We start from the raw sequence: 25,490 nt of genomic DNA on the forward strand, positions 1-25,490 counted from the left end.
AGCACCGTCCATCCGATGCAAACCCAGCGCCTCACCAGCGCCGGTGAAGGGGGTTCTAAGTATAACCAACACTAGCCGCAAGTGGAAAATTCAGGAAACTTGCAAAAAACCAAGGAGCTTCAAAAAGACATATATTTTCAACGCCTTAAATGATCGAAAGGAGTGAAGAAGCCGAACGCGCCGGCTTGCATGCATGCGAATCCCGGGTTTTGCACAGGCTTACCCACAGACTCAGTCGCGAGTCAGGCGGAATCGGCCTGACGCAGCCGAGTCAGCAGGGTCGGGAACGGAACCCGCAGCAGAAGCAGGCCGATGATCAGCGACAGGTAGATCAGAGGTTCGAGCTGAAACCCCTTGGCCAGCATGACATAGTGCAGCCCGCCGAGAACTGCCGCCGGATAAGCCAGACGCTGCAGCCTGCGCCAGAATGGGCCCAACCGCCGGACCGACAGGTTGTTCGATGTCACAGCCAACGGCAGCAACAGGACAAACGCCGCCATGCCTACAGTAATATAGGGGCGTTTGACGATATCGGCCCAGATCTGCCCCGGTACCTGCACGTCCAGAACCAGCCAGACCAGCAGATGCAGGCTGACATAGGTAAAGGTCAGCACCCCAAGGGCGCGGCGGAACTTCATCAGGTTCAGACCCAGAAACCACCGCAGGGGCGAGATTGCCAGCACGAAGATCAAAAGCTGCAACGCCAGCTCTCCGTACCGATGCTCCAATGCTTCGATCGGATCGACGCCCAGACCGCCGGTCAGGCCCTGATAGAACAACCACGGGGCCGGCAGCGCGCCCAGCACATACACGGCCCAAACCGGAATGCGGCGCAATATCTGATTCAGCGACTGCATGGGGTCAGTAGTCTTTCGACAGGTCCATGCCTTCGTAAAGGCCCGCGACCTCGGCTTCATAGCCGTTATACATCAGGGTCGGGATACGCTTGGCAAACAGACCACCGCCGATCTGACGTTCTGATGCCTGAGACCAGCGGGGATGATCCACATTCGGGTTCACATTACTATAGAACCCGTATTCACGCGGGTTCGCCATGTTCCAGCTGGTCGGAGGTTCGACATCCGTCAGGGTGATACGGACGATCGACTTGATGGATTTGAATCCGTATTTCCATGGCACCACCAATCGCAGCGGCGCACCGTTCTGATTTGGGATCGGGCGACCGTATATTCCCGTCGCCATGATCGTCAGCGGATGCATCGCCTCATCCAGCCGCAGCCCTTCGCGATAGGGCCAGTCAAGCACCGGAAACTGAACCCCGGGCATTTCATCCGGGCGATAGGCCGTCTCAAAGGCCACATATTTGGCCCCATCCTGCACTCCGGCCATGTTCAGAAGATCGGCCAGTTCGAACCCGTTCCACGGGATCACCATCGACCAGGCCTCGACACAGCGGAAACGATAAATGCGCTCCTCCACCGTCATCTCGGACATGATGTCCCTGAAGTCATACGCGCCGGGCCTGTCGACCATGCCGTCGATGCTGACACTCCACGGTTCGGTTACCAGCTGATGGGCGTATTTCGCCGGATCGTCCTTTCGCGTGCCGAACTCGTAATAGTTGTTGTATGAGGTGATCGCCTCCCAACTGTTCGGCTCCAGAACCTGCTGGGCCGAAGCCCCCGGCGCCATTCCCGCCAGCCCGACACCTGCCAGCCCGGCCATGACCTGCCGCCGGTTCAAAAACGCCGCCCTAGGGGTGACGTCGGCATGTGTAAGTGTGTTGGTCCAGCGATGCGCCATTTAGAACTCCGTATTCCGCACTTCAGTCTCAGTTAGTCCGCTCTTAGCACAGGTCCAAGGCAACATGCGTCACGATTGGGCGACCGGATTGTAATGTATGCAGCCCGTTGCCCGACCCGGCCGGGCATGCCGGGGCATCCGATCTTTACAACTGCGTGTTCCAAAATGCAGTCTTTCCTGGGCGGTCCGGGGTACAGACCCCGGTCTTTCCGCCCGCCCGATTGCCGGGACAGCCAGAAGGGAGAAGACGAATGTGTGACATCTGTGTGATGAACGCGGTCAAGGACCGTATGCTGTCGAGACGAGGGTTTTTCAAAGCTGCGGCCGCCTCGGGCGTGGCAGTGGCCGCATCCGGTGCCAGTGCCCCGGCAGCCCTTGCGGCGGGCCACGGTCAGGTCGAAGATATGACCCACACGCTGAGCGCTGATTTCCCGACCTGGGGCGGCGAACCCGGCTTTGCCGCGGAACAGGCGTTCCGCTTTGCCGATCACGGCTTCAACCTGTTCAACCTGTCGATCAATGAACATACCGGCACACATATCGACGCGCCGCTGCACTTTTCCGCGGATGGTGCATCGGTCGACGAAATCCCGGTCGGGGACCTTGTCGCCCCCCTGTGCGTCGTGGATATCGCCGCACGCGCTGCCGAAGACGCCGACACCCGGGTCACACCAGACGATCTAAAGGCATGGATCGCCGCCAACGGCGACATCCCGGACGGTGCCTGCGTGGCGATGCATTCCGGCTGGGCGGGTAAAACCGCCACGGAAGAGTTCCGCAATTTTGATGGCGAGGCCCAGCACTATCCCGGTTTCCATGTCGAGGCCGCGCAGATGCTGATTGAAGAAACCGGCGCGCGGTCGATCGCGGTGGATACCCTGTCGCTGGATCACGGCATGTCGGCCGATTTCGCCACCCATTACGCCTGGCTGCCGACCGGCCGGTTCGGGATCGAATGCCTGGCCGGGCTTGACCGGGTGCCCGCCGCAGGCGCGACGCTGGTCATCGGGGCCCCGAAACATGCGGGCGGCACCGGCGGCCCGGCGCGGATTTTCGCTCTGGTATAGGGGGCATCAGGTGGCAGGCGCGTTCCGGCCTGCCGGGACACTGCCGCAACTGCGCAGAACATGGCCAAATCGACCGCTGATATCACGTTTCGCTATGACACGGTCGCCCCCCGGTGGCGGGACAAGATGCGCGTGCTTGGTTATTACGATGGCTATCTGGGTTTTCTCTCGGCCGACAGGCGGGACGCCGATGCCGAACGGGTGCTGGATGTCGGGGCCGGTACGGCCTCATTCGCCGAAGCCTGGGTGGCCATCCACGGACCACCGCAAGAGCTGACCTTGCTGGAGCCCAGCGGCGATATGCTCAAACAAGGTCAGGCGGCGTTGCGCGCCAGGCAGGTCGAACCGAACCTCTCGCAAGGTCTGCTGGGGGAGGTTCAGCTTGCGCCGGTGGACGTGGCACTTGCGGCCCATGTGATCGAGCATTGCCCGGACCCCGTACAGGCGCTTCGGGACATTCACGACCTGATGCGCCCCGGTGGACGTCTGTACCTTGTGGTGTCCAAGCCGCATTGGTGCAACGCCATAATCTGGTTCCAATGGCGTCACCGCACGTTTCGGCGGAACGAGATACTGGAACTGCTGGACGCCGCAGGGTTCGTCAGCGAAAGCGTCTATGCGTTTCCCTCCGGTCCACCATCCCGCACAAGCCGGGGCATCGTGGCGGCTCGAAAGCCCTGAGCGTTCTGCGAAAGGTCCGGTGTGAACAAAAAAGACCCGCCGGTGGGGCGGGTCTTGCCATCTGCGATCAATGCACCACCGCATCATCGGGGCGCGGCCGGTCTGACGTGCCCAGCCGGTCACCAATGATCAGCCCGTCAGACCCGGCGGTCACCGGAACGGTTTCGCCATCCTTGATCTCACCGGCCAGCAAAGCCTCGGCCAGCGGATTCTGCAAGGCGCGCTGGATCACGCGTTTCAGCGGGCGGGCCCCGAAGACCGGGTCATAGCCTTCGTTCGCCAGCCATTCCTTGGCACCATCATCCAGCGCCAGCTCGATCTTGCGGGCGGCCAGACGTTTCTGCAGGCGTGCCATCTGGATATCGACAATGCCATCCATATCGGCCCGCTTGAGTCGGTCGAAGATGATCGTCTCGTCCAGACGGTTCAGGAACTCGGGCCGGAAATGCGCCCGGACCGCGTCCATCACATCACGCCGCGCCTGCGCACTGTCGGCGCCTTCGGGCAACTGGCTGAGCGCCTGCGACCCAAGGTTCGACGTCAGGATGATCAGCGTTTGCTTGAAGTCCACGGTGCGGCCCTGACCATCGGTCAGCACGCCGTCATCGAGAACCTGTAACAGCACGTTGAACACATCCGGGTGCGCCTTTTCGACCTCGTCAAACAGCACGACCTGATAGGGCCTGCGCCGCACGGCTTCGGTCAGCACACCGCCTTCGTCATAGCCGACATAGCCCGGAGGGGCACCAATCAGACGGGCGACGGCGTGTTTCTCCATGAACTCGGACATGTCGATGCGCACCATCGCGTTGTCGTCATCGAACAGGAAGTTCGCCACGGCCTTGGTCAGCTCGGTCTTACCCACACCGGTTGGCCCGAGGAACAGGAACGAGCCCAGCGGGCGGCCTTCGTCGTTCAGGCCCGCACGCGCACGGCGCACCGCGTTGGCGACGGCGGTCACCGCCGCGTCCTGCCCGATCACGCGGGAATGCAGATCGTCCTCCATCCGCAGCAGCTTCTCGCGCTCGCCCTCCAGCATCTTGGCGGTCGGGATACCGGTCCAGCGTTCGACCACCGACGCGATCTGTTCCGGGCGCACCGTTTCCTCGGCCATCATGGCGTTGCTTTCGGCGTTCTCTGCCTCGGTCAGCTTTTTCTCAAGCTCCGGGATGATGCCGTAGGACAGCTCACCCGCCTTGGCCAGATTGCCTTCGCGCTTGGCGATCTCCAGATCAGCGCGCGCCTTGTCGAGCTGTTCTTTCAGATCCCGCGCACCCGCGAGTTTGTCGCGTTCAGCCTGCCACTGTGCGGTCATCTCGGCCGATTTCTCCTGCAGATCGGCCAGGTCCTTTTGCAAGGTTTCCAGACGATCCTTGGAGGCCGCGTCGTCCTCAAGCTTCAGTGCCTCTTCCTCGATCTGCATTTGCAGAATCTGGCGATCCAACTGATCGAGTTCTTCGGGTTTGGAATCCACTTCCATCCGCAGGCGCGACGCCGCCTCATCGACAAGGTCGATAGCTTTGTCAGGCAGGAACCGGTCGGTGATGTAGCGATGCGACAGCGTCGCCGCCGACACCAGCGCCGAATCCGAGATGCGCACACCGTGGTGCAGTTCGTATTTTTCCTTGATGCCGCGCAGAATGCTGATCGTGTCCTCGACGGTTGGCTCCGTGACCATCACCGGCTGGAACCGGCGCGCAAGGGCCGCGTCTTTTTCCACGTATTTGCGGTACTCATCCAGCGTGGTCGCACCGATACAGTGCAGCTCACCTCGGGCAAGCGCAGGCTTGATCAGGTTGGCGGCATCCATCGCGCCGTCAGATTTGCCCGCGCCGACCAGCGTGTGCATCTCGTCGATAAACAGAATGATCTCACCAGCGGCCTCGGTCACTTCGGTCAAAACGGCCTTGAGGCGTTCTTCGAACTCGCCTCGGTATTTCGCCCCGGCGATCAGCGCACCCATGTCGAGCGCCAGCAGCTTCTTGTCCTTCAGCGATTCCGGCACGTCACCGTTGATGATGCGCAGGGCCATGCCCTCGGCAATCGCGGTTTTACCAACGCCGGGTTCGCCGATCAGAACCGGGTTGTTCTTGGTGCGGCGCGACAGAACCTGCATCGAGCGGCGGATTTCCTCATCCCGCCCGATGATCGGGTCAATCTTGCCCTCAGCCGCAGCCTCGGTCAGATCGCGCGCGTATTTCTTAAGCGCGTCATAACCCTCTTCCGCTGACGCAGTGTCAGCGGTGCGGCCTTTACGGATATCGTTGATCGCTTCGTTTAACTTTTGCGCGGAAACGGCTCCGGCCTCCAACGCGTCTTTGGCTTTGGATTTCACCATACACAGCGCCATCAGGACGCGTTCGACCGGCACAAAGCTGTCGCCCGCCTTGGTGGCGATCTTTTCGGCCTCGTCCAGAACTTTGGCGGTCTGGCCATCCAGATACACCTGGCTCGCGTCGCCACTGACCTTCGGGATTTTCCCCATCGCAGCGTCCAGCGCCTCGACCACGCGGCTGGGTGCGCCGCCCGCGCGGGTGATCAGGTTGCTGGCCAGCCCCTGATCGTCATCCATCAATGCTTTGAGTATGTGTGTGGGCTCCAGCCTCTGGTGCCCTTCGCGCAGCGCAATGGTCTGCGCCGCCTGCACGAAACCCCGTGCCCGTTCGGTGAACTTGTTCAAGTCCATATTATTCTCCTTTCATAAGCGCCCTAATTTCGCTGCGCCCGCTTGGCGGCACGCTTCGGTCTGGGCCTCACATTCAATCTGGGAAATATCTTTACCTGTTCAAGAGGCTACACCGCAGATTCCCGACCTATCGGCGGGGCACGGAATAGACTGTGTAACCTCCGGTTTCCGCCATCTGCCGCGCGTCATACATGTCGACCAGAGATTGCGCCGCGTCACTGCCTTTCGGACAGGAGACTAGATCAGCCGCGTCATCCAGAAACTCGATCGTAAAAGCCGTCTCACCGGTCAGCTGGCAATCGTCATCGGTCGACCGATACCCGCCCACCAGCCTCAGATCGTCATTTGTCGGCGATGTTATGACGGTATCGGCCGCTTCTGTCTCAAGCGGCATGTCCTGACATCCGGCAAGCGTCAGCGCCAGCCCCGCGATAACCCATTTGTTCATGGTTTCCCCTTTCAAATTCCGAAGGCAATGGCCGGCACCTTAGCACAGACCTGCTTTGGCTGCGTGAATTCGACAACCCGAAGCTGCCGCATGGACACACGCGTCCGAAACCGCTAGGACGCAGACGTTTGCCAAGCAGGAGCACCCCCATGTCCGATGACCGCCTGATCGTTGCCCTCGATGTCCCGAACGCCCTGCAAGGTCTGGCCATGGCCGAGCGGCTGGGTGATGCCGTGTCGTTCTACAAGATCGGTCTGGGCATGCTGACCGGCGGCGGGCTGGCGCTGGCCAATGAGCTGAAACAGGATCATGGCAAGCGCATCTTTCTGGACATGAAGCTGTTCGATATCGGCAACACGGTGGAAAACGCGGTGCGCGGGCTGGCGCAGTTCGATCTGGATTTCCTGACCGTTCATGGCGACCCGCATGTGGTGCGCGCCGCCAAGGAAGGGGCGTCCGGCAAGGACCTCAGAATTCTGGCCGTGACCATCCTGACCTCGCTGAACCGCGACGATCTGGATGCCAGCCTGCTAAAGGACGGCGACGTGCAGGAACTGGTCGTCGAACGCGCGGCCAGGGCGCTGGAGGCCGGGGCCGACGGTGTTATCGCCAGCCCGCAGGAGGCAGCCCTGATCCGCGCCCTGCCCCAGGCCGAGGGTCGCCTGATCGTGACCCCCGGCGTGCGTCCCGCAGGTGCGGCACTGGGCGATCAGAAACGGGTTGCGACGCCGGCAAGTGCCATTGGCGACGGCGCCGACCACATCGTGGTGGGCCGCCCGATCTATCAGGCCGACAACCCGAAGGCGGCTGCCGAGGCGGTTCTGGCCGAGTTAAATTCCTTGACACATCACTAGACGAACCCGCGAAACCCGCTGAAACCGGTCCGGAAAACCCGCCAACCAGTTGACCTAGCGTCACTTTTCACCGGGTCCGCGCCAAATCGTCTCTGTGCCCCAAAACACACATGAAAAACACGAGTTTTGGCTATGTGGCCAAGGTCCTATCGAATTATCGGAATTTGAGCGATTCTAAACCCGTGATACTCCCCGCGGACCATATCTTCCTGAGGTCCGTCACCTCCCCCCGCCCAATTGCGGGGGGTCTTCTTCCGGAACAGACCAGTCGTTCACCCCTTCTCGGGGCTTTGCCCGGCAGCAGGGACTGATATAAGTAGGCCGCTGAACGGATCGCATTTAGGACGGAAAGATTTGGATGCCCGGTCTTTGCCGAGACTGCCTGACCACATTGAAGGACGAACCCCGGTGCCCGTCCTGCGGCAGCCCGCGGGTCACGGCGCATCCGGAATTGTTCGAGCTGTCCATCGCACATATGGATTGCGATGCGTTCTATGCGTCGGTCGAAAAGCGCGACAATCCGGAACTGGCCGATAAGGCGGTTATCATCGGCGGCGGTAAGCGCGGCGTTGTGTCGACCGCTTGTTATGTGGCGCGCATTCGCGGCGTGCGGTCGGCCATGCCGATGTTCAAGGCATTGCAGCTTTGCCCCGATGCGGTGGTGATCAAGCCGCGCATGTCTGTCTATGCCGAGGTGTCGCGTGAGATCCGCAAGATGATGGACGAGCTGACGCCGGTGGTCGAACCGCTGTCGCTGGACGAGGCCTTCATGGACTTGTCCGGAACGCAGCGCCTGCACGGGGCGCCCCCTGCTGTCATGCTGGCGCGGCTGGTGAAGCGGATGAAGGACGAGCTGGGCGTGACCGGCTCGATCGGCCTGTCGCATAACAAGTTTCTGGCCAAGGTTGCATCGGATCTGGACAAGCCGCGCGGGTTTTCGGTGATTGGCAAAGCCGAAACCGCCGAATTCCTGCATGACAAGCCGGTTCGCCTGATCTGGGGCATTGGTCCGGCGGCGCAGGAATCACTGGACCGAGCGGGCATCCGCAGTTTTTCAGACCTGCTGCGCTGGGATCAGGAGGCGCTGACGGCGCGCTTTGGCTCGATGGGTTACCGGCTCTGGCATCTGGCGCGGGGGCAGGACAAGCGGCGCGTATCAGCGCATGAACCGATGAAATCCATCAGCAACGAGACGACCTTTTTCGAGGACACGGCCAATCCGGACATTCTGGACGGGCATTTATGGCGCATGGCCGAAAAGGTCGCCGACCGCGCCAAGGCCAAAGGGCTGGCCGGGCGGGTCGTCACGCTGAAGCTGAAAAAGGCCAACCACAAGACCATCACGCGCCGCGTGTCCCTGCGGGATGCCACCCAGATTGCGGACCGGATTTATCGCACCGCGCGGGGTCTGTTCGATCAAGTCGGGGATCAGGGACCCTACCGGCTGCTGGGATGCGGCCTGTCTGATCTGTGTCCCGAGGCGCAGGCCGATATCTCTGGCGATCTGCTGGACCCCGGTGCCACCCGGCGTTCACAGGCGGAACGGGCCACCGACGAGATTCGGCGCCGGTTCGGGACCGATGCGATCGTGAAGGGTCGCGCTTTGCGGTGACGCTATTCCGCTGCCAGACGCAGCGGCTCATCCCCGATGCCGGCAATATCGCGGATGACCTCGCGCAGAATCTCCTGAAACGCGGCGAAATTGTCATTCGGCAGAATGGTCGCCTCGTCCATATAGAGCGACCGGTCGATCTCGATCTGAACGGCGTGCTGATGGCGGCCCGGGCGGCCATAGGTCTGGGTCACATAAGCACCGGCAAAGGGTGCGTTTCGGGCCACGTTCAGGCCGGCCGACGCGAAGGCCGATTCGATCCGGTCCACGATCTCGGCCGAGGCTGATGCGCCGAACCGATCACCCAGAACCACCTCGGGCCGTCGGGAATTTGTACCGCTGGCCATTGCAACGGCCTCATGCGGCATCGAATGGCAGTCGATCAGGATCGCCTGTCCGAACGCGTCGTGCGATTCGGTCAGCAGCGACTTGATACGCGCGTGATAGGGGCGCCAACAGGTGTCGATACGCAGGCGCGCCTCGTCCATCGTCAGTTTGCCGCGATAGATCGCCCGCCCGTTGGCCACGACCCGGGGAATCACCCCAAGGCCCGAGGCGACCCGCGGGTTGTGCCCGTGGCGGCGCGCGCCCTGAATCAGCGCCGGGTCCAGCTCATCGGCACTGCGGTTGAGGTCCAGATAGGCCCGGGGCTTTGTCGCGGAAATCATCGGCGCGCCATAGTCTGCCGCCGCTGAAAACAGCTGATCGACAAAGGCATCTTCCGAAGATCGAATCACATTCTGGCTGAGAACCGTCCGCTTCAGCATCGCGTCGGGATAGTCCCGACCGCTATGCGGAGAAGAAAATACCACGCAAGACGTGCGCTTGGCGGGCATATCCAATACATAAGCAGCGTTCTGCATGGTGACTCCTTGTTCGGTTCGAACATAGACCGGAAAATAGTTCTGCCAAACCCCTTGAACCCCTTTGCGACTCCTTTTATAGACCCCGCTACCGGCGCGGGGATCCGCGCCCCATTTCGTTATGGGGCAGGGCACGCAAAGGTTCGTGGGCGGTTAGCTCAGCGGTAGAGCACTTCGTTGACATCGAAGGGGTCACAAGTTCGATCCTTGTACCGCCCACCATCGTTTCACTGTTTCGGGTCTGACCCGGGGCACCCGCTAACCCAGGCGCTGGCCACGTCCTTGATGAAGGCGCCGCAGATTGGAGACAGACCATGAAGGTCAAGAACTCGCTCCGCTCGCTCAAGAACCGGCACCGTGATTGCCGTGTTGTGCGTCGCAAAGGCCGCGTCTACGTGATCAACAAGACGCAGCGCAAGTTCAAAGCTCGCCAGGGCTGAGAACGGCAAATAGCAATTCGAAAGAACCGCGCCCCTGAGCGCGGTTTTTTTGTTTTCTGCGCCTCGGGACGTAACGTGTTACTCTGGCCTCCAAATTACGGAGCGCGGATTCCATGCAAGAACACGGCGTCGACGTACTGGTCGGAACAACCAAGGGCACCTTCATCATCTCTGGCGGCCGAGACAGGTCGGGCTGGCACGTGTCGGGCCCGCATTGCGACGGCTGGCCGATCAACCACGTCATCGGCGACGCGGAAACCGGTACGCTTTGGGCCGGTGGCGGCAGCGACTGGCATGGCGCCGGTGTCTGGCGGTCCGATGACGGCGGCAAAAGCTGGGACGTGACAAAGCTCACCGCTGGTCAGGTGGACGAATGGGCCGCCAATGACGCGGATTTCGCGCAGATGATCGGTTGGACGGATGAGCCTGCGCCTTTTTCCGATGCGTTTTCGCAAATCTGGTCGCTGAACTACCGGCACGGAATGCTCTATGCCGGCACCAAGCCGGCGCGCTTGCTGGCCAGCACGGACAGCGGGCGCACATGGGAGACGGTCGAGGGCCTGACCAACCACCCATCCGCGCCGGACTGGAATCCGGGCGGCGCGGGTCTGGTCCTGCACACCATTCTGAGCGATCCGGATGACGCGCAAAAGCTGTGGGTCGGCATCTCGGCCGCGGGTGTTTTTGCGTCCGAAGACGGTGGCGCAAGCTGGCAACGGCGGAACGGATTGTCCAATGCAGAAAGCTGTGGACATCATGATCACCCCGCAGCGCCAAAAGACGGCGAGACCGGCCATTGTGTTCACAACATGGTTCAGGCCCCCGGAACCACCGACCTGCTGTACCAGCAAAACCATCACGGGGTCTGGCGTTCGCCCGATGGTGGGCGCAGCTGGGAGGATATCACCCAAGGGCTGCCGTCGACCTTCGGGTTTCCGATCCACGTTCACCCGCGCGACCCGGCCACGATCTGGACCCTGCCCCTGAACGGCGACAGCATCGGGCGTTATCCCCCGGACGCGGCGGCCGCGGTGTGGAAATCCACCAACAGCGGCGCATCCTGGAAGGATCAGCGCCGCGGGTTGCCGCAGGAATGCTGTTTTTTCACCGTGTTGCGACAGGCGATGGCCGGCGACCGCCGCGACCCCGCCGGGATCTACTTCGGAACCAACAGCGGGTCTGTTTTTGCCAGCGTCGACGAAGGGGATAGCTGGACCGAAGTCGCCCGCCACCTGCCGACGATTCTTGCCGTTGAGGTTCTGGATCGCGGATAGCTCCGCTCCCGCCGGCGCCACGATAATCCTTGTTCCACGCCGCTAAAGGCGCTGGCCGCGTCCATTTGACCAAGTAATTTTGTCGGATTTCCTTGCATCCCTCCCAGAATCGTATAATTGACCAAATCAGTCGGATAACGACCCGCTACAATTTTCATCGTTGGGAAACATGATGCTGAAATCCTCTACCTGCGTTGCCGCCGCCCTGACGGCCCTGATTGCAACCTCCGCCGCTGCCGAAGGCGAGCTGAACCTCTATTCCTCGCGCCATTATGACACCGACGAGCGCCTCTATTCCGATTTCGAAGAGGCCACCGGCATCACCATCAACCGCATCGAAGGCAAGGCTGATGAACTGATCGCCCGGATGGAAGCCGAAGGCGCGAACTCGCCCGCCGATATCCTGCTGACCGTCGACACGTCGCGTCTGGCCCGCGCCAAGAATGCCGGCATCCTGCAGCCCATCGAAAGCGCCGTTCTGGAAGAGCGCATCCCGGCCAACCTGCAGGACGAAGACAACCAGTGGTACGGGTTCTCGCAACGCGCCCGGATCATCTTTTTCGACAAGGCTGACGTGGCCAACCCGCCGGCGACCTATCTGGATCTGGCCAAGCCGGAATACAAAGGTCTAGTCTGCATCCGCTCCTCCAGCAACACCTACAACCAGACCCTGCTGGCCTCGATCATCACCAATCACGGCACAGAGGCCGCAAAGACCTGGGCCGAGGGCGTGGTTGCCAATATGGCGCGCGAACCGCAGGGCGGCGATACCGACCAGTTGCGCGGGATCGTCTCGGGTGAATGTGAGATTGCCGTATCGAACTCTTATTACTTTGCCCGCGCGCTGCGCAAAGACGTCAAGGGCTTGAGCGCCGATATCGACATGATCGGCGTGCAGTTTCCGGCGCAGGACGCCGAAGGCGCGCATATGAACCTGTCGGGTGCCGGTGTTGCCGCGAACGCGCCCAACAAGGAAAACGCCATCAAGTTCCTGGAGTATCTGGCGGGCGATCAGGCGCAGGTCTATTTCTCGAACGGCAATGATGAATTCCCGGCCGTAACCGGTGTGGCGCTGGCCGAGAATGTCGCCTCTCTGGGTGAATTCAAGGCGGATGAGGTCAACCTGTCCGAGGTTGCCAAGAACATCCCCGAGGCGCAGAAGATCTTTAACGAGGTTGGTTGGAAGTAACCCGCGAAAGAGCCAGAGATTCCAAAGGGCGCAGCGTTTTCTGCGCCCTTTCCTGTTGCAATATATTATTTTCTGTTTAATATTCTCATATACGGAAATGATTCTCATATCAGGACGATGCTGGATAACCTCTCAGACCGCCTTGCCACCCGCCTGAACGAATTGCGTCTGGGGCGTGGATGGTCGCTGGACCAGTTGGCGGAGTTCAGCGGTGTCAGCCGGGCAACCCTGTCCCGGATGGAAAAGGGGGATGTCAGCCCGACCGCCGAAACGCTGGGCCGTTTATGCGCCGCTTACGGGCTGCCCATGTCGCGCCTTCTGATGATGGTCGAAGACAGCTTTGACCCGCGGGTGCCATTTGAGCGGCAGCCGGAATGGCGCGATCCGGAAACCGGATTTACCCGCCGGTCGGTCTCGCCACCGGCGACAGGGCTGAACGGCGAAGTAATGGAAGGGCATCTGCCGCCCGGAACGGTCATCGCCTATGACACACCGCCGAAACCCGGGCAGGAACATCACCTGATTGTGCTGGACGGGGCATTGACCCTGACCGTGGATGGGGTTGCGCATCAACTGAACGGCGGGGATTGCCTGCGCTATCACCTGTCGGGGCCCACCCGTTTTGAAACAGCTGCCACGCGCGGCGCGCGCTACCTGTTGGTACTGATATGATCTCACGCCTGACCGATACCGATTTTGACAGGGTGGCAGAGGATCTGGCCGGTATTTTGCACGCCTGCGTCCACGCCGGGGCCAGCGTCGGGTTCATTCTGCCTTTTTCCATGGATCAGGCCCGCGCCTATTGGCGCGACCACGTATTCGCCAACCTGCGGTCCAGCGCGCTGGACCTGTTTGTTGCCGGTGACGGCGCGCGCGTATTGGGAACGGTGCAACTGATCCCCGCCGCCATGCCGAACCAGCCCCACCGCGCAGATGTGGCAAAACTGTTGGTCCATCCAGACGCCCGACGTCAGGGGCTGGGCCGGGCCTTGATGAAGGCGCTGGAGCAACGCGCCGCTGGGCTGAACCGGACGATGCTGGTGCTGGATACGCGGAGCTCTGATCCGTCCCGCATTCTGTATCAGAGCCTTGGGTATCAGGTTGCCGGAGAGATCCCCGACTATTGCCGCAACCCGTTCGAGGACCGGCTGGAACCCACGACCTATATGTTCAAGAGACTGGGCTGACACTGCCGACATCCGACCAGACCAAGACGGCACGCCTCGGGCGACGGATTGACCCCGTCCGGCGATAGGCGCGAGACCCGGCAGAAACCGGCGGGTCTCGCAGCAGCCGGGGCCTATTCAGACCGGCAGAGCATCGGGTGCGTATTGGTCGGCAAAGTCGCCGACAGGCGGAATGGGTTTGATCACGTCAATCAACACTCCATTCGGGTCGCGGGTGATGAAGTGCCGCTGGCCAAAGGCTTCGTCTGTCAATGTCTTGAGGATGGGCAGACCGGCCCCCTGAATGCGCTGAAACTCGGCATCCACATCCTCGACCTCGAAATTCAGGATCAGGCCGCCGACGGTTCCCTGCCCTTCTGCCGGGATGGTTTCATGGTCACCCTTCAGGATCGCCAGGTTGACCTTCGGGTCTTCGCTCGATTGCAGATGACAGTACCAATCCGCGTCAAAGCTCACGTTGAAACGGAAGTGATCGACGTAGAAGGCTTTTGTCGCCGCGACGTCGCTGGTCTGGATCACCGGGTAATATTGCGTGCATTTCATATTGTGTCTCCCTTCAAAAATACATACAGTCTGTATGTGAATATCTATAAACATACAGGCTGTATGTATGCAACAGAAAAACGAACCCCGATCGAATAAATCCCGCACCGAAGCCACCCGAGCTGCGCTTGTGACCGCGGCCCGGCGTCTGTTTGCCGAGAAGGGTTATGCCGAAACCTCGACCCCCGAAATTGCGAAAGCGGCAGAGGTGACGCGCGGCGCGCTGTATCATCATTTCGAAGACAAAGAGGCCCTTTTCCGCGCGGTCATCCTGGCGGAATACAATGCCGTCGCCGAAGACATAACCACCGCGGCAAAAACCGCACCCGGATCGGCCATCGATGCCCTGAAACAGGGCAGTCGCGGCTATCTGAGTGCGATGCAGGACAAGGGGCGCGTGCGGATCATGCTTCTGGACGGGCCTGCGGTTTTGGGGCAAGGCGAGCTCGACCGGATTGATCGCGAGACCTCGGCGGATGCCCTGCGCCTGGGTCTGACCGAAGCCATGCGAACCAGTCAGATCAGGGACCTTCCGGTGGATGCCCTGACCATACAGCTATCGGCCCTGTTTGATCGCGCCGCACTGGCTGTATCAGAAGGGGATGACCCCGAAGATCACCTGAAGGTACTGGACACGCTGTTTACAACGCTGGCGCGCTGAGGCACAGGTCTGCGTGCCTTGCGCGCATCTCATTGGTGTGGTTTGCGCTGACTAGACACTGGCGATCATCGCGCTGGGCCTTGCGCGGTCCGCCCACAGGTTGCGCGGTAATAGCAAGACCCCTCTCGTGGCTCGCTATCGGAAAACCCCGGAACTTTCGAATGACCGTGCCCCGTCGGCCTGACCGACAACCAAACCTAGCTCATATCCGGCATTTGAAGCGATTGCACATGCCATCCCGAATTCACATCGACATGGCGAATGGAGCAACTGACGATCAATTCCTCGTAACCTTCTGGCAGGTATGACGCCTGCCAGCTTTCTCCGAACCGCGACTTCACGGCATTCAGATCGTCCCAGACAGATACAAACATCACCACGTTTTCACCGCCCTGAACACACCGACCAAAGAAATACCCCCGGTTGCCATGATGCCCCTTCACTACCTGAGCGGAAGTGGTCGCGAAATTTTGCAGAAGCTCCTCGAAACGGCCTTCTTTGACCGTAACTTCGAAAATCCTAAGAACCGGTCCTTCGGAAGTCATTGCTGTCTCCTGTATCGAGTGAACGCCCATCTAAGTGCCACTGGTGATCATTGGCCAGTTTGTCTGATTTGAAAAGCTGGTTCCGTATCTCGATTGGTCGGTGCAGGCCATGCACCAGGCCGGGGAATTCGTCACCGTGCGCAGCCGGGCAACCGGCAAACCGGCCGGACCCATGTTCGGTGTCGATGGGCAGGGCTGCGGCTTCGACATCATGACAATCGACATCCACGAATTGGAGGGCGCTAAAATCGTCCGCTCCCACCATGTCGAAGACTGGGTAGGCGCGCTGCAACAGCTTGCGGGTCGGTAAACTTTCAAGAAAATCGGCGGGTATTCATTCGCGTTTCGTGTAAGGGTACAGGATGATCAGGTTGTCCTGTGGCATTGGCTCCGAAACAATTATGCGGCTTGCCGGGCCCATATTTAATAACGTCCGCCAAAGGGAGATCAGGATATGAAGGTAACCCAACGTCTGCGTACGGCATCGCTGGTTTGCGTCTTCGTGGCGCCCGGCGCTTTGGCTGACATCGCCAATCTGCCGATGCGTGAAACGCCAATTCCGCGCACGACAAATGGCGTGCCGCATGTGCAGATTGACGTGGAACCCGTCCCGGAAATCTCAGAGGCTCTGCTGAAACGCGTTTCTGAGCTGCCCGGCGTCGAGATCAGGCAAACCGTTGTGTCCCTGCCCGGTGCCCTCGGCTTCTGGATCAGCGAAGATACCGCGCTGACCCGGCCGGAAGTTATCGTGGGAGGCCGGGAGTTCGCCCACATTCACCCCGACGGCAGCCTGCACGCATCGCTTTCACCGGAATTGGCCAAGATCGCGGCGGAAAAAGGCTGGGCCGTCAGTCACCCGTGGGCGGATCAAAGACCTGGCTGGGGCGGATTCGTGATGATCTTCACCCCGGTTAACACCAACGAACTGGACGTTGTTTTCGATCTGGTCGAGGCGTCATACGAGTTTGTTACAGGTGTGGGTTCTTCACCAAACTGAATCACCCTCACTCTTCACATTCAGAGCTGAAAGAAGACAGTGAAAATTTGACGGAACGGTGTTGATGGCAGGTTCAAAAAGAAGCTGACCTCTCCGACAACGAAGATTTCGGGAAACCTAAACCCGCTCAGAAGTCCAGATTCTCAACACTCAACGCGTTCTGCTGGATGAATTCGCGGCGCGGTTCGACCACGTCGCCCATCAGTTTGGTGAACAGATCATCCGCCTCGACCATGTCGTCGACGCGCACCTGCAAGAGCGTGCGGGCGTCCGGGTCCAGTGTGGTTTCCCATAGCTGATCGGGGTTCATTTCACCGAGACCTTTATAGCGTTGCAGGGACAGGCCCTTTTCGCCCTCTTCCAGAATGGCGCGCAACAGGTCGAGCGGGCCGTGGATCACCTGGCCGCGGTCCCGGCGGATCAGGGTCGCAGGGGAGTTGTACACTTCCTGCAGGCTTTGCGTGAAACTGCCGGTCTTGCGCGCCTCGCCCGAGCGCAGCATAGGGCCATCCAGCGTGCGGACTTCCTCGACGCCCCGCAGAATGCGGGCCAGACGGATCCCGTGGTCCTGTGTGATGCGGCCTTGCCAGCCACGCTCGTATTCCAGCGCGATCAGGTCCAGACGGGCGGCGACCTTGTCGGCCACGCCTTGCAGGTCGGCATCGACCGCGCCCGGGACAAAGGCCCCGGCAACGGCGGCCTGTTCCAGAATGTGGCGCGGGTAATGCGTCGGGAAGGCGTCCAGCACGCGTTTCAGCTGCCGGGCTTCATCGACCACGCGGGTCAGGTCCTGACCGATGATCTCTTCGCCCGAACCGAGTTTCAGCACCGCGCCTTCAACGCCCTGGTTGATCAGGTAATCGTCCAGCGCCGCCTGATCCTTCAGATAAACCTCGGATTTACCGCGTGAAACCTTATAGAGCGGCGGCTGCGCGATATAGAGGTATCCGCCTTCGATCAGCTCTGGCATCTGCCGATAGAAAAAGGTCAGAAGCAGCGTGCGGATATGCGCACCGTCCACGTCAGCATCGGTCATGATGACGATCTTGTGGTAGCGCAGCTTTTCGATGTTGAATTCATCCCGGCCAATGCCGGTGCCGAGCGCCATCACTAGGTTGCCGATTTCCTGAGACGACAGCATCCGGTCGAACCGCGCGCGTTCCACGTTCAGGATTTTACCACGCAGGGGCAGCACGGCCTGAGTCAGCCGGTCCCGGCCCGTCTGCGCTGATCCACCGGCCGAGTCCCCCTCGACCAGAAACACTTCGGTCTTGGACGGGTCTTTCTCGGAACAGTCTTTCAGCTTGCCGGCCAGATAGTTCACATCCATCGCCGTCTTGCGGCGGGTCAGTTCGCGCGCCTTGCGGGCGGCCTCGCGCGCCAGAGCGGCTTCGATGATCTTGCCAACGATGGTCTTGGCCTCGTTCGGGTTTTCTTCGAACCACTCGGCCAGTTTTTCGTTCATCAGGCCTTCGACCGCCGGGCGAACTTCCGACGACACCAGCTTGTCCTTGGTCTGTGACGAGAACTTGGGGTCGGGCACCTTGACCGACAACACACAGGTCAGCCCTTCGCGCGCGTCGTCACCGGTAAAGCTGACCTTTTCTTTCTTCGCGATCCCGCTGGACTGCGCATAGTTGTTGATCGTCCGGGTCAAGGCCCCCCGGAAGCCGGCCACATGGGTGCCGCCGTCACGTTGCGGGATGTTGTTGGTGAAGGGCAGCACTGTCTCGTGATAGCTGTCATTCCACCACATGGCGATTTCAACGCCGATATCGTCGCGTTCGCCCTTGATATAGATCGGCTCCGACATGGCCGCGGTCTTGGACCGGTCCAGGTATTTGACAAATTCCTTGACGCCGCCTTCATAGAACAGTTCGGTTTCCAGCCGCTCTGCCGGACGCTCGTCAATCAGGATGATCCGCACGCCCGAGTTCAGGAATGCCAGTTCGCGCAGGCGTTTTTCCAGAGTCTCAAAGGAATATTCCAGGTTGGAAAATGTATTGGTCGAGGCCAGAAACCGCACCTCGGTTCCGGTCCGGTCATCGCATTCGCTGACCACTTTCAGATGCTCGGATGTCTCGCCACCTTCGAACCGTGCCACATGCTCTTTCCCGTCGCGCCAGACCCGCAGTTCCAGCCAGTCCGACAGGGCGTTCACCACCGATACACCAACACCATGCAGACCGCCCGACACTTTGTACGAGTTGCTGTCGAACTTCCCGCCCGCGTGCAGCTGGGTCATGATGACCTCGGCGGCCGAGACGCCCTCTTCAGGGTGGATATCCACCGGAATTCCGCGGCCGTTGTCGCTGACGGAAACGCTGGAATCGGCGTGGATTTTTACCGTGACATGGTCGGCATGACCGGCCAGAGCCTCGTCAATTCCGTTGTCGACAACCTCATAGACCATATGGTGCAGGCCCGAGCCGTCGTCCGTGTCACCGATATACATACCGGGACGCTTGCGAACGGCCTCTAACCCCTTGAGAACTTTGATGGAATCTGCGCCGTATTCCTGCGGTGCCTGTGCGTCTTCGGACATGCCGTTAGTACCTATATTATTTTGGTAACTTATACGTTTTCTGGTGGGGATTGTCACGCGCTCCCCCAATATTTTGTGGTCGGGATCGGCTTTCCCTGCTGGTCAAAGCCGATCGAGGTCCGCCGCGATATCTGCGGCGATTTCTGCCGCGTTCACGTCACTGCGTTCGGCGGACAACCGCAGTCCCAGAAGGTCGGATTGATACCGCGCCGCAAGGCGGTCCGGATCGTGACCGGGCGCGATTTCCCCGTCCTCCTGCGCGCGCCGGAACAGGTCGGCAAAGCAGCGCTTCATCTCGACCATGTGGCCGCTTGCCCTGTCGGCCAGATCGTGCCCCTTTGCCTGCAACTCGGCATAGGTTTTCGCCAGCATGCAGGCCCGCACGGGCATCTGAGTTGAATCGATCACCACCTGCGGCTGCGCCTTGAGGGCATTGAGCGGCCCCAGTTCCTGCGCCAGTGACATCAGACGCTCGACCCCGTCTTTTGCGTAACGCTCCAGCGTCAGCGCATACAGCGCATCCTTGGACCCGAAAGCGGCATAGAAACTGCCCGGCTTCAGCTTCAGTTCACGTTCCAGATCCTTCAGCGACGTGCCCGCCCAGCCCTGCCGCCAAAAGATATCGCGGGCTTTTTCGATCAACGCGTCTCGGTCATAGGTAGGTTTGCGGGGCATTGTCTTCACCAATTCTTGAACGTTCGCTCAAATATATACTTGAGCGATCACTCAATAAAGACTATTTCCGACTCAGCCGCCAGAAAAGGAGTTCCGACATGGCCAATTTCCCGTCCCACGACCTCGAATCCGCCCCCGAAGCATCAAAGCCGCTGCTGGAGAAATCGCAGGCCGTCTTTGGCCGCCTGCCCGGCCTGCACAAGGTGATGGCGGAAAGCCCGCAGCATCTGGAAGGCTATCAGGTCCTGCACCAACTGTTTCTGCAGACCGACTTCGACAATGACGAGAAAACCGTCGTCTGGCAGACCATCAACGTGGAAAACGAATGCCATTACTGCGTGCCCGCCCATACCGGCATCGCCAAGATGATGAAGGTGTCCGACGACATCACCGAGGCACTTCGCAACGAAACGCCGCTGCCTTCGGCCCGGCTTGAGGCGCTGCGCACCTTCACCCTGCAAGTGATGCAAAGCCGTGGCAACCCGACCGAAGACCAGCTGAAAGCCTTCTTTGATGCGGGCTATTCGCATCGCGCGGTGCTGGATGTGGTCTTGGGTCTGGCGCAGAAAACCATGTCGAACTACGTCAACCACATGGCGCAAACCCCGGTGGACGAAGTGTTCCACCCGCTGCTCTGGAAACGCAAAGTCACCGAACCGGCCTAAGACGACACGACCGAGCCCTCGCCGCTGTCGTTGACAACCAGCGTCTGGGCCCGGTCACCCAGTTCCGCAAACAGTTCAGGCCCGGTGCCCGTCATCCAGGCCTGAGCCCCCAGCGCGCAGATCTCATCATAGAGCGCGGCCCGTCGCCCTGCATCCAGATGCGCGGCGACCTCATCCAACAGTACAATCGGCGGTGCACCCACCATCCCGGCCAGCGCCCGCGCGTTCGACAGGATTAGCGACACCAGCAGCGCCTTCTGCTCTCCGGTCGAACAATCCCTGGCCGGTACGCCCTTGGCCGCGAATACGCCATACAGGTCCGACCGATGCGGACCCACCAGCGTTCGCCCGGCCGCCAGATCGCGGAACCGGCTTTCGCTCAGCGCCTCGCGCAGGTCATCTTCCGTCTCCGGCATCGCGCCTTCGGTTTGGATCAGGTCCAGATCCGCAGCAGGAAAGGCGGTTTCGGCCGCGTCCTGCGCCCTTCGCAGATGATCCAGCGCCGACAGGCGCGCCAGATGAATCCGATGCCCCATCTCGGCCATCTGCCCCTCCAGCGCGGCATACCAATGGGCGTCCCGCACCTGCTCTTTCAACAGGCGGTTGCGTTCGCGCATGGATTTTTCATAGATCAGCGACGCCTCGGCATGAGTTGGGTCAAAGCTCAGCGCGATCCGATCCAGAAACCGCCGGCGACCTTCGGCCCCTTCGATCCACAACCGGTCCATCGACGGGATCAGCCAGACCACCCGCGCCAGCTTGCCCAGATCAATCTGGCTGGAGGTTTTGTCGTCAATCCGGACCTGCCGCGCCGCGCCGCCTTCGGACCAGGTCTCGATCTCACAGCGCCGCCCCTGCGCCTGCAACAGCCCGGACAGCTTCCAGCCCAGCGCTTCGGGCCGTCTTGTCATCTCGGCCGCGCTGGCCCGCCGCATGCCGCGACCGGGTGAAAACAAGGACACCGCTTCAAGGATATTGGTCTTACCGGCCCCGTTCGGCCCGTGGATGGCCACCGGCCGCCCGTCCAGCGACAGACGCGCCAGCTTGTGAGACCGGAAATGCGAGACCGTAAGTTCGGTCAGGGCCAGACTCATGACCCCTCCGTTTCGTTGGTGACCACCCTGCGGGGCGGTCAGACGCGCATCGGCATGACCACATAGACCGCGCTCTGGTCAGAACCTTCGCGCATCAGGGTCGGGTCGCCGGCCGAGTTGAACAGAAAGACCGCGTTTTCGCGATCGACCTGCGAGGCAATTTCCAGCAGGTATTTGGCGTTGAAACCGATCTCCAGCCGCTCGTCGCCATAGGCGACGGCCAGTTCTTCCTCGGCCGCGCCGCTGTCCGGAGCATTGACCGACAAAACCAGCTTGTCGGCATCCAGTTGCAGCTTCACCGCGCGGGACCGTTCCGACGAAACCGTCGCCACGCGGTCCACGGCCTGCGCGAATTCAGCGGCATCCACTTCCAACTGACGCGTATTGCCCTGCGGAATTACGCGGGTGTAATCGGGGAAGGTGCCGTCGATCACTTTTGAGGTCAGCGTGATATCGGGCGTCGCAAAGCGCACTTTGGTCTCACTGACGGACACCGCGATGTCCATCTCATCATCGTCCAGCAGCTTGCGCAGCTCACCCACGGTTTTGCGCGGAACGATCACGCCCGGCATGTCGGCTGCGCCATCCGGCAAATCGGCGTCAATGCGGGCCAAACGGTGGCCATCGGTGGCCACGCAGCGCAGCACCTTGCCGCCTTCGGACCCGTCGGCCACATGCATGTAGACGCCGTTCAGATAATACCGGGTCTCTTCCGTCGAGATGGCAAATTTCGATTTGTCGAACAACCGCCGCAGCAGCGCCGCCGAAGCAGTGAAGTTCGACTGGTATTCCGAGGATGCCATTACCGGGAAATCCTCTTTCGGCAGTGTCGCCAGCGAGAAATTCGACCGGCCGGCCTCAACCGTCAGACGGCCCGCTGCGCTGTCAGCTGTCAGGGTCACCAGCGCTCCGTCCGGCAGTTTGCGCACGATCTCATGCAGCGTCGTTGCGGCCACGGTCGTCGCGCCCGCTTTTTCGACCTGCGCCGGGGCCTTGTCGACCACTTCGATATCCAGATCGGTGGCACGGAACATCGCCTGATCGCCTTCGGCTTCGATCAACACGTTGGCAAGTATGGGGATGGTGTTGCGACGTTCGACAACAGATTGGGCCTGGGAAACGGCCTTGAGAAGGGTGCCGCGTTCGATGCTGATCTTCATACCCTCAATTCCTCTGACTTGCGTGCCGAAATAGGCGGGACTGGCACGTTAGCGGTTCCGCCCTGAGGCACAAGGATTTTTTATGGTTTTCTGGGTCGGAATGCCCAACGCGTCAAGGGGCGCGTGGCCCCGCGGGCACAGTTCCTGCCCGACCGTGGATAATTGCGCACAAGAAAACGCCCCGGGCACAAGGCACCGGGGCGTTTCCTGAGCGGTAGGGGATGAAACTCAGGCTTCCAGCGCGCGGCGCAGCATTTCCACGTCTTCCGCGATCTGACCGTCCGTGGTTTTCAGCTCTTCGATGCGCTTGACGCCATGCATGACAGTGGTGTGGTCGCGCCCGCCAAAGCGGCGGCCAATCTCGGGCAGCGAGCGGCTGGTGAGCTGTTTGCACAGATACATCGCCACCTGACGCGGACGGGCATAGGACCGCAGGCGCTTGGGGCCGATAATGTCGGACAAGCGGATGTTGTAGTATTCGGATACCTTGCGCTGAATCTCTTCGACAGTGATCTTGCGCTCGGATGCGCGCAGCACGTCGGCCAGACAATCCTGCGTCAGCTCCATGTCGATCTCGCGGCCCACCAGCGAGGCAAAGGCGAACAGGCGGGTCAGCGCGCCTTCCAGCACACGGACATTGGTCGAGATACGATGGGCCAGAAACTCCAGCACGCCATCGGCAATGGTCAGATCGGGATAGGTGCTGCTGTATTGCTGAACCTTGTTCTGCAGAATACCAAGACGCAGTTCGTAATCGGTCGGGTGCAGGTCCACGACCAGCCCGCATTGCAGGCGCGATTTCACGCGGTCCTCAAGGTCCTTGATCTCTCCCGGTGCACGATCGGCCGAGATGATGATCTGCTTGTTCTGATCCACCAGCGCGTTGAATGTGTGGAAGAATTCCTCCTGTGTCGAGTCCTTGCCGGCGATGAATTGCACGTCATCGACCATCAACACGTCGACCGACCGGAACAGATGTTTGAAATCCATCATCCGGCGCTCGCGCAGGGCCTGAACAAAGCGATACATGAACTGTTCCGCCGACAGGTAAAGCACGTTCAGATCGGGGCGCTTGGTTTTCAACTCCCACGCGATGGCGTGCATCAGGTGGGTTTTACCAAGACCCACTCCACCATATAGAACCAGCGGGTTAAAGGTGACGGGGCCACCTTCGGACACGCGGCGCGCTGCGGCATGGGCCAGTTCGTTCGGCTTGCCGACCACAAAACTGTCAAAGGTGAAACGGGCATCCAGAGGTGCGGCTTGCAGGGCCTCAAGCGGATCATTCCCCGTTTCCGCCTGCCGTGACAGGGGCGCATCCTGCGTTACAGCGGAACGCTGCGTGACTTCGGTGGTGGCTTCGGCCTCGCCGGACGGGCGGACCGGAGAATTCGCCGCGACACGAAACGCCAGACGTTGCACGGATTCACCGGCCGTATTCATCTCATACAGGATGAGATCCGCAAAGTTCTGGCTAACATAATTGCCCATGAAGTTGGTCGGAACCGAGAACACCGCCACGCCGTCCTGCAGCTCTTGGAATTCAAGAGGCTCGATCCAGGTGGTGTAGTTGTTCTTGCCGATCGCCTTGAGCAGTTTGTTACGCAGTTGTCCCCATTTCTCTTGTGTCATTAAGCGCCTCACGCATCCCATTCTTTATTGGCCTGTCGGCCTTATTACTAAGTTCCGGTCGCCCGGTTTAAGCCGCCACCCGCAAAGGGATACCCATGCGCCGAACCGCGTGGATTCGGCGGGACTGTCCCTGAAAGTCAGCACAAACCGGCAAGTCGACATCCAAAAAAAAGGACATCCCAGAAACCGGGTTGCGCTTCGCAATCAATATTTTTCGACAGGGCTCGGATCTTCGGTTTCCCCAAGATCCACAGCAGATCAGCAAATCGGCTTGCGCCTCATGCCGACATTCGTTTCCCGATCATCCTGATGCCCGTCAGTCAGATCAATGAAACAGCCTGTCCCCCCAAGCGAGTGAATCGCTGAATCAGTGGTAACAAGAGGCCAGCGCTCACGGCAACGAAACTCTGATATTGACTCGGGTTCTTGGCCGAAAGAATCTCTCGGTTTCGTGAAGGCGCGGTATTCTGGCAACATAAGAAAAGGCGCCGCAGGGTGCGACGCCTTCAAAATAGTTCAGCCTTACTTACATGACCATAGGTCAAGTAAAGCTTAGCCCAGCGCCTTCACGCGGGACGACAGGCGCGACATCTTACGCGCTGCTGTGTTCTTGTGGAAAACACCTTTGGTGACACCGCGCATCAGCTCGGGCTGAGCGGCGCGCAGGGCTGCGGTTGCCGCCTCTTTGTCACCGGATGCGATCGCTTCTTCGACTTTGCGCAGGTAGGTGCGGATGCGCGAACGGCGGGCTTTGTTGATTGCAAAACGCTTGTCGTTCTGACGAGCGCGTTTCTTTGCCTGGGGCGAATTTGCCATGTGTGTCTCTGACCTTTGTTCGGTACGGTTATCTAAGGTTGCGCGCCACGGACTATCCGCACCGGATCAGAAATCACGAGTGTGAGTCGGGC

Annotated in this window: 26 protein-coding genes and 1 tRNA gene; 14 read left to right on the top strand and 13 right to left on the bottom strand. The window is 60.5% G+C overall.

The window, feature by feature from the left end:
- Window positions 1–242: 242 nt before the first annotated feature.
- The gene (gene msrQ, locus ACR0D8_RS19565) at window positions 243–857 is read right to left on the bottom strand and encodes a protein-methionine-sulfoxide reductase heme-binding subunit MsrQ (RefSeq protein ID WP_480649051.1); all 615 of its coding nucleotides are present in this window, start codon (window positions 855–857) and stop codon (window positions 243–245) included.
- A gap of 4 nt (window positions 858–861) precedes the next feature.
- Window positions 862–1,764 (bottom strand): protein-methionine-sulfoxide reductase catalytic subunit MsrP, encoded by a 903-nt coding sequence (gene msrP, locus ACR0D8_RS19570; protein ID WP_480649052.1) that lies wholly within the window; start codon window positions 1,762–1,764, stop codon window positions 862–864.
- A gap of 251 nt (window positions 1,765–2,015) precedes the next feature.
- On the opposite strand from msrP, the gene ACR0D8_RS19575 reads away from it, so the two are divergent.
- Together ACR0D8_RS19575 and ACR0D8_RS19580 are read left to right on the top strand one after the other, a co-directional pair.
- Window positions 2,016–2,831 (top strand): cyclase family protein, encoded by an 816-nt coding sequence (locus ACR0D8_RS19575; RefSeq protein ID WP_480649054.1) that lies wholly within the window; start codon window positions 2,016–2,018, stop codon window positions 2,829–2,831.
- Window positions 2,832–2,891: 60 nt separating this feature from the next.
- The gene (locus ACR0D8_RS19580) at window positions 2,892–3,512 is read left to right on the top strand and encodes a class I SAM-dependent methyltransferase (RefSeq protein ID WP_480649056.1); all 621 of its coding nucleotides are present in this window, start codon (window positions 2,892–2,894) and stop codon (window positions 3,510–3,512) included.
- A 67-nt stretch (window positions 3,513–3,579) separates the two neighbouring features.
- On the opposite strand, the gene clpB is transcribed toward ACR0D8_RS19580, so the two are convergent.
- Window positions 3,580–6,198, bottom strand: coding sequence for an ATP-dependent chaperone ClpB (gene clpB / locus ACR0D8_RS19585; protein WP_480649058.1), 2,619 nt, complete (start codon window positions 6,196–6,198; stop codon window positions 3,580–3,582).
- 127 nt (window positions 6,199–6,325) lie between these two features.
- Window positions 6,326–6,646: a hypothetical protein gene (locus tag ACR0D8_RS19590; RefSeq protein WP_480649060.1), complete on the bottom strand. Its 321-nt coding sequence runs from the start codon at window positions 6,644–6,646 to the stop codon at window positions 6,326–6,328.
- A gap of 149 nt (window positions 6,647–6,795) precedes the next feature.
- On the opposite strand from ACR0D8_RS19590, the gene pyrF reads away from it, so the two are divergent.
- Together pyrF and ACR0D8_RS19600 are read left to right on the top strand one after the other, a co-directional pair.
- A complete protein-coding gene (pyrF, locus tag ACR0D8_RS19595) occupies window positions 6,796–7,500 on the top strand; it encodes an orotidine-5'-phosphate decarboxylase (RefSeq protein WP_480649062.1) in 705 nt (234 codons plus the stop codon).
- Between the two features lie 358 nt (window positions 7,501–7,858).
- Window positions 7,859–9,112, top strand: a complete 1,254-nt coding sequence (locus ACR0D8_RS19600; protein WP_480649064.1) for a DNA polymerase IV — start codon at window positions 7,859–7,861, stop codon at window positions 9,110–9,112.
- A 2-nt stretch (window positions 9,113–9,114) separates the two neighbouring features.
- Here the strand turns inward: ACR0D8_RS19600 and ACR0D8_RS19605 are convergent, their stop codons facing one another.
- The gene (locus ACR0D8_RS19605) at window positions 9,115–9,975 is read right to left on the bottom strand and encodes an N-formylglutamate amidohydrolase (RefSeq protein ID WP_480649066.1); all 861 of its coding nucleotides are present in this window, start codon (window positions 9,973–9,975) and stop codon (window positions 9,115–9,117) included.
- A 147-nt stretch (window positions 9,976–10,122) separates the two neighbouring features.
- On the opposite strand from ACR0D8_RS19605, the gene ACR0D8_RS19610 reads away from it, so the two are divergent.
- The 6 genes from ACR0D8_RS19610 to ACR0D8_RS19635 all read left to right on the top strand — a co-directional run bounded on the left by ACR0D8_RS19610 (window position 10,123) and on the right by ACR0D8_RS19635 (window position 14,065).
- A tRNA-Val gene (locus tag ACR0D8_RS19610) sits at window positions 10,123–10,197 on the top strand.
- 92 nt (window positions 10,198–10,289) lie between these two features.
- Window positions 10,290–10,415 carry a type B 50S ribosomal protein L36 gene (gene ykgO / locus ACR0D8_RS19615; protein ID WP_005648635.1) on the top strand — a complete coding sequence of 42 codons (126 nt, stop codon included), beginning with the start codon at window positions 10,290–10,292 and terminating at the stop codon, window positions 10,413–10,415.
- 113 nt (window positions 10,416–10,528) lie between these two features.
- On the top strand, window positions 10,529–11,689 hold the full coding sequence (locus ACR0D8_RS19620) for a WD40/YVTN/BNR-like repeat-containing protein (RefSeq protein WP_480649068.1): 1,161 nt from the start codon (window positions 10,529–10,531) through the stop codon (window positions 11,687–11,689).
- A 172-nt stretch (window positions 11,690–11,861) separates the two neighbouring features.
- Window positions 11,862–12,878, top strand: a complete 1,017-nt coding sequence (locus ACR0D8_RS19625) for a Fe(3+) ABC transporter substrate-binding protein (protein WP_480649070.1) — start codon at window positions 11,862–11,864, stop codon at window positions 12,876–12,878.
- 117 nt (window positions 12,879–12,995) lie between these two features.
- Window positions 12,996–13,550 (top strand): helix-turn-helix domain-containing protein, encoded by a 555-nt coding sequence (locus ACR0D8_RS19630; protein WP_480649071.1) that lies wholly within the window; start codon window positions 12,996–12,998, stop codon window positions 13,548–13,550.
- Window positions 13,547–14,065 (top strand): N-acetyltransferase family protein, encoded by a 519-nt coding sequence (locus ACR0D8_RS19635; RefSeq protein WP_480649073.1) that lies wholly within the window; start codon window positions 13,547–13,549, stop codon window positions 14,063–14,065. The genes ACR0D8_RS19630 and ACR0D8_RS19635 overlap by 4 nt, the downstream gene beginning before the upstream one ends.
- Window positions 14,066–14,182: 117 nt before the next feature.
- Here the strand turns inward: ACR0D8_RS19635 and ACR0D8_RS19640 are convergent, their stop codons facing one another.
- Window positions 14,183–14,608 (bottom strand): VOC family protein, encoded by a 426-nt coding sequence (locus ACR0D8_RS19640; protein WP_480649075.1) that lies wholly within the window; start codon window positions 14,606–14,608, stop codon window positions 14,183–14,185.
- A gap of 67 nt (window positions 14,609–14,675) precedes the next feature.
- Here ACR0D8_RS19640 and ACR0D8_RS19645 point away from each other — a divergent pair, with 67 nt between their 5' ends.
- Complete coding sequence (locus ACR0D8_RS19645) at window positions 14,676–15,269, top strand: TetR/AcrR family transcriptional regulator (RefSeq protein WP_480649077.1); 594 nt, start codon at window positions 14,676–14,678, stop codon at window positions 15,267–15,269.
- Between the two features lie 197 nt (window positions 15,270–15,466).
- Here the strand turns inward: ACR0D8_RS19645 and ACR0D8_RS19650 are convergent, their stop codons facing one another.
- Window positions 15,467–15,814, bottom strand: coding sequence for an antibiotic biosynthesis monooxygenase family protein (locus ACR0D8_RS19650; protein WP_480649079.1), 348 nt, complete (start codon window positions 15,812–15,814; stop codon window positions 15,467–15,469).
- 76 nt (window positions 15,815–15,890) lie between these two features.
- Between ACR0D8_RS19650 and ACR0D8_RS19655 the strand changes: the two genes are divergently transcribed.
- Complete coding sequence (locus tag ACR0D8_RS19655) at window positions 15,891–16,124, top strand: ester cyclase (RefSeq protein WP_480649343.1); 234 nt, start codon at window positions 15,891–15,893, stop codon at window positions 16,122–16,124.
- A 144-nt stretch (window positions 16,125–16,268) separates the two neighbouring features.
- Complete coding sequence (locus ACR0D8_RS19660; protein WP_480649081.1) at window positions 16,269–16,811, top strand: luciferase domain-containing protein; 543 nt, start codon at window positions 16,269–16,271, stop codon at window positions 16,809–16,811.
- A gap of 127 nt (window positions 16,812–16,938) precedes the next feature.
- On the opposite strand, the gene gyrB is transcribed toward ACR0D8_RS19660, so the two are convergent.
- Both gyrB and ACR0D8_RS19670 read right to left on the bottom strand, forming a co-directional pair.
- Window positions 16,939–19,356 carry a DNA topoisomerase (ATP-hydrolyzing) subunit B gene (gene gyrB, locus ACR0D8_RS19665; RefSeq protein WP_480649083.1) on the bottom strand — a complete coding sequence of 806 codons (2,418 nt, stop codon included), beginning with the start codon at window positions 19,354–19,356 and terminating at the stop codon, window positions 16,939–16,941.
- Window positions 19,357–19,458: 102 nt separating this feature from the next.
- On the bottom strand, window positions 19,459–20,031 hold the full coding sequence (locus tag ACR0D8_RS19670; protein WP_480649084.1) for a TetR/AcrR family transcriptional regulator: 573 nt from the start codon (window positions 20,029–20,031) through the stop codon (window positions 19,459–19,461).
- Window positions 20,032–20,129: 98 nt separating this feature from the next.
- Here ACR0D8_RS19670 and ACR0D8_RS19675 point away from each other — a divergent pair, with 98 nt between their 5' ends.
- Window positions 20,130–20,696 carry a carboxymuconolactone decarboxylase family protein gene (locus ACR0D8_RS19675; protein WP_480649086.1) on the top strand — a complete coding sequence of 189 codons (567 nt, stop codon included), beginning with the start codon at window positions 20,130–20,132 and terminating at the stop codon, window positions 20,694–20,696.
- Here the strand turns inward: ACR0D8_RS19675 and recF are convergent.
- From recF to rpsT, 4 genes are all read right to left on the bottom strand, one after another.
- A complete protein-coding gene (recF, locus tag ACR0D8_RS19680; RefSeq protein WP_480649088.1) occupies window positions 20,693–21,790 on the bottom strand; it encodes a DNA replication/repair protein RecF in 1,098 nt (365 codons plus the stop codon). The two genes, ACR0D8_RS19675 and recF, sit on opposite strands and share 4 nt — an antisense overlap.
- Window positions 21,791–21,828: 38 nt before the next feature.
- Window positions 21,829–22,950: a DNA polymerase III subunit beta gene (gene dnaN / locus ACR0D8_RS19685; protein WP_475155113.1), complete on the bottom strand. Its 1,122-nt coding sequence runs from the start codon at window positions 22,948–22,950 to the stop codon at window positions 21,829–21,831.
- 228 nt (window positions 22,951–23,178) lie between these two features.
- On the bottom strand, window positions 23,179–24,582 hold the full coding sequence (dnaA, locus tag ACR0D8_RS19690; protein ID WP_480649090.1) for a chromosomal replication initiator protein DnaA: 1,404 nt from the start codon (window positions 24,580–24,582) through the stop codon (window positions 23,179–23,181).
- Window positions 24,583–25,134: 552 nt separating this feature from the next.
- On the bottom strand, window positions 25,135–25,398 hold the full coding sequence (gene rpsT, locus ACR0D8_RS19695) for a 30S ribosomal protein S20 (protein WP_475155119.1): 264 nt from the start codon (window positions 25,396–25,398) through the stop codon (window positions 25,135–25,137).
- Window positions 25,399–25,490: the final 92 nt, after the last annotated feature.

The sequence above is a fragment of the Ruegeria sp. BG10 genome (assembly GCF_056538575.1).

Excerpts from the sequence above, each read along its gene's own strand:
- ykgO (WP_005648635.1), top strand. The coding sequence starts at position 10,290 with ATGAAGGTCAAGAACTCGCTCCGCTCGCTCAAGAACCGGCACCGTGAT.
- ACR0D8_RS19580 (WP_480649056.1), top strand. The coding sequence starts at position 2,892 with ATGGCCAAATCGACCGCTGATATCACGTTTCGCTATGACACGGTCGCC.
- pyrF (WP_480649062.1), top strand. The coding sequence starts at position 6,796 with ATGTCCGATGACCGCCTGATCGTTGCCCTCGATGTCCCGAACGCCCTG.
- dnaA (WP_480649090.1), bottom strand. The coding sequence starts at position 24,582 with ATGACACAAGAGAAATGGGGACAACTGCGTAACAAACTGCTCAAGGCG.
- ACR0D8_RS19660 (WP_480649081.1), top strand. The coding sequence starts at position 16,269 with ATGAAGGTAACCCAACGTCTGCGTACGGCATCGCTGGTTTGCGTCTTC.
- dnaN (WP_475155113.1), bottom strand. The coding sequence starts at position 22,950 with ATGAAGATCAGCATCGAACGCGGCACCCTTCTCAAGGCCGTTTCCCAG.
- ACR0D8_RS19640 (WP_480649075.1), bottom strand. The coding sequence starts at position 14,608 with ATGAAATGCACGCAATATTACCCGGTGATCCAGACCAGCGACGTCGCG.
- msrQ (WP_480649051.1), bottom strand. The coding sequence starts at position 857 with ATGCAGTCGCTGAATCAGATATTGCGCCGCATTCCGGTTTGGGCCGTG.
- ACR0D8_RS19620 (WP_480649068.1), top strand. The coding sequence starts at position 10,529 with ATGCAAGAACACGGCGTCGACGTACTGGTCGGAACAACCAAGGGCACC.
- ACR0D8_RS19630 (WP_480649071.1), top strand. The coding sequence starts at position 12,996 with ATGCTGGATAACCTCTCAGACCGCCTTGCCACCCGCCTGAACGAATTG.
- ACR0D8_RS19675 (WP_480649086.1), top strand. The coding sequence starts at position 20,130 with ATGGCCAATTTCCCGTCCCACGACCTCGAATCCGCCCCCGAAGCATCA.
- gyrB (WP_480649083.1), bottom strand. The coding sequence starts at position 19,356 with ATGTCCGAAGACGCACAGGCACCGCAGGAATACGGCGCAGATTCCATC.
- ACR0D8_RS19625 (WP_480649070.1), top strand. The coding sequence starts at position 11,862 with ATGCTGAAATCCTCTACCTGCGTTGCCGCCGCCCTGACGGCCCTGATT.
- ACR0D8_RS19575 (WP_480649054.1), top strand. The coding sequence starts at position 2,016 with ATGTGTGACATCTGTGTGATGAACGCGGTCAAGGACCGTATGCTGTCG.
- rpsT (WP_475155119.1), bottom strand. The coding sequence starts at position 25,398 with ATGGCAAATTCGCCCCAGGCAAAGAAACGCGCTCGTCAGAACGACAAG.
- ACR0D8_RS19635 (WP_480649073.1), top strand. The coding sequence starts at position 13,547 with ATGATCTCACGCCTGACCGATACCGATTTTGACAGGGTGGCAGAGGAT.
- ACR0D8_RS19670 (WP_480649084.1), bottom strand. The coding sequence starts at position 20,031 with ATGCCCCGCAAACCTACCTATGACCGAGACGCGTTGATCGAAAAAGCC.
- msrP (WP_480649052.1), bottom strand. The coding sequence starts at position 1,764 with ATGGCGCATCGCTGGACCAACACACTTACACATGCCGACGTCACCCCT.
- ACR0D8_RS19650 (WP_480649079.1), bottom strand. The coding sequence starts at position 15,814 with ATGACTTCCGAAGGACCGGTTCTTAGGATTTTCGAAGTTACGGTCAAA.
- clpB (WP_480649058.1), bottom strand. The coding sequence starts at position 6,198 with ATGGACTTGAACAAGTTCACCGAACGGGCACGGGGTTTCGTGCAGGCG.
- ACR0D8_RS19605 (WP_480649066.1), bottom strand. The coding sequence starts at position 9,975 with ATGCAGAACGCTGCTTATGTATTGGATATGCCCGCCAAGCGCACGTCT.
- ACR0D8_RS19590 (WP_480649060.1), bottom strand. The coding sequence starts at position 6,646 with ATGAACAAATGGGTTATCGCGGGGCTGGCGCTGACGCTTGCCGGATGT.
- ACR0D8_RS19645 (WP_480649077.1), top strand. The coding sequence starts at position 14,676 with ATGCAACAGAAAAACGAACCCCGATCGAATAAATCCCGCACCGAAGCC.
- recF (WP_480649088.1), bottom strand. The coding sequence starts at position 21,790 with ATGAGTCTGGCCCTGACCGAACTTACGGTCTCGCATTTCCGGTCTCAC.
- ACR0D8_RS19600 (WP_480649064.1), top strand. The coding sequence starts at position 7,859 with ATGCCCGGTCTTTGCCGAGACTGCCTGACCACATTGAAGGACGAACCC.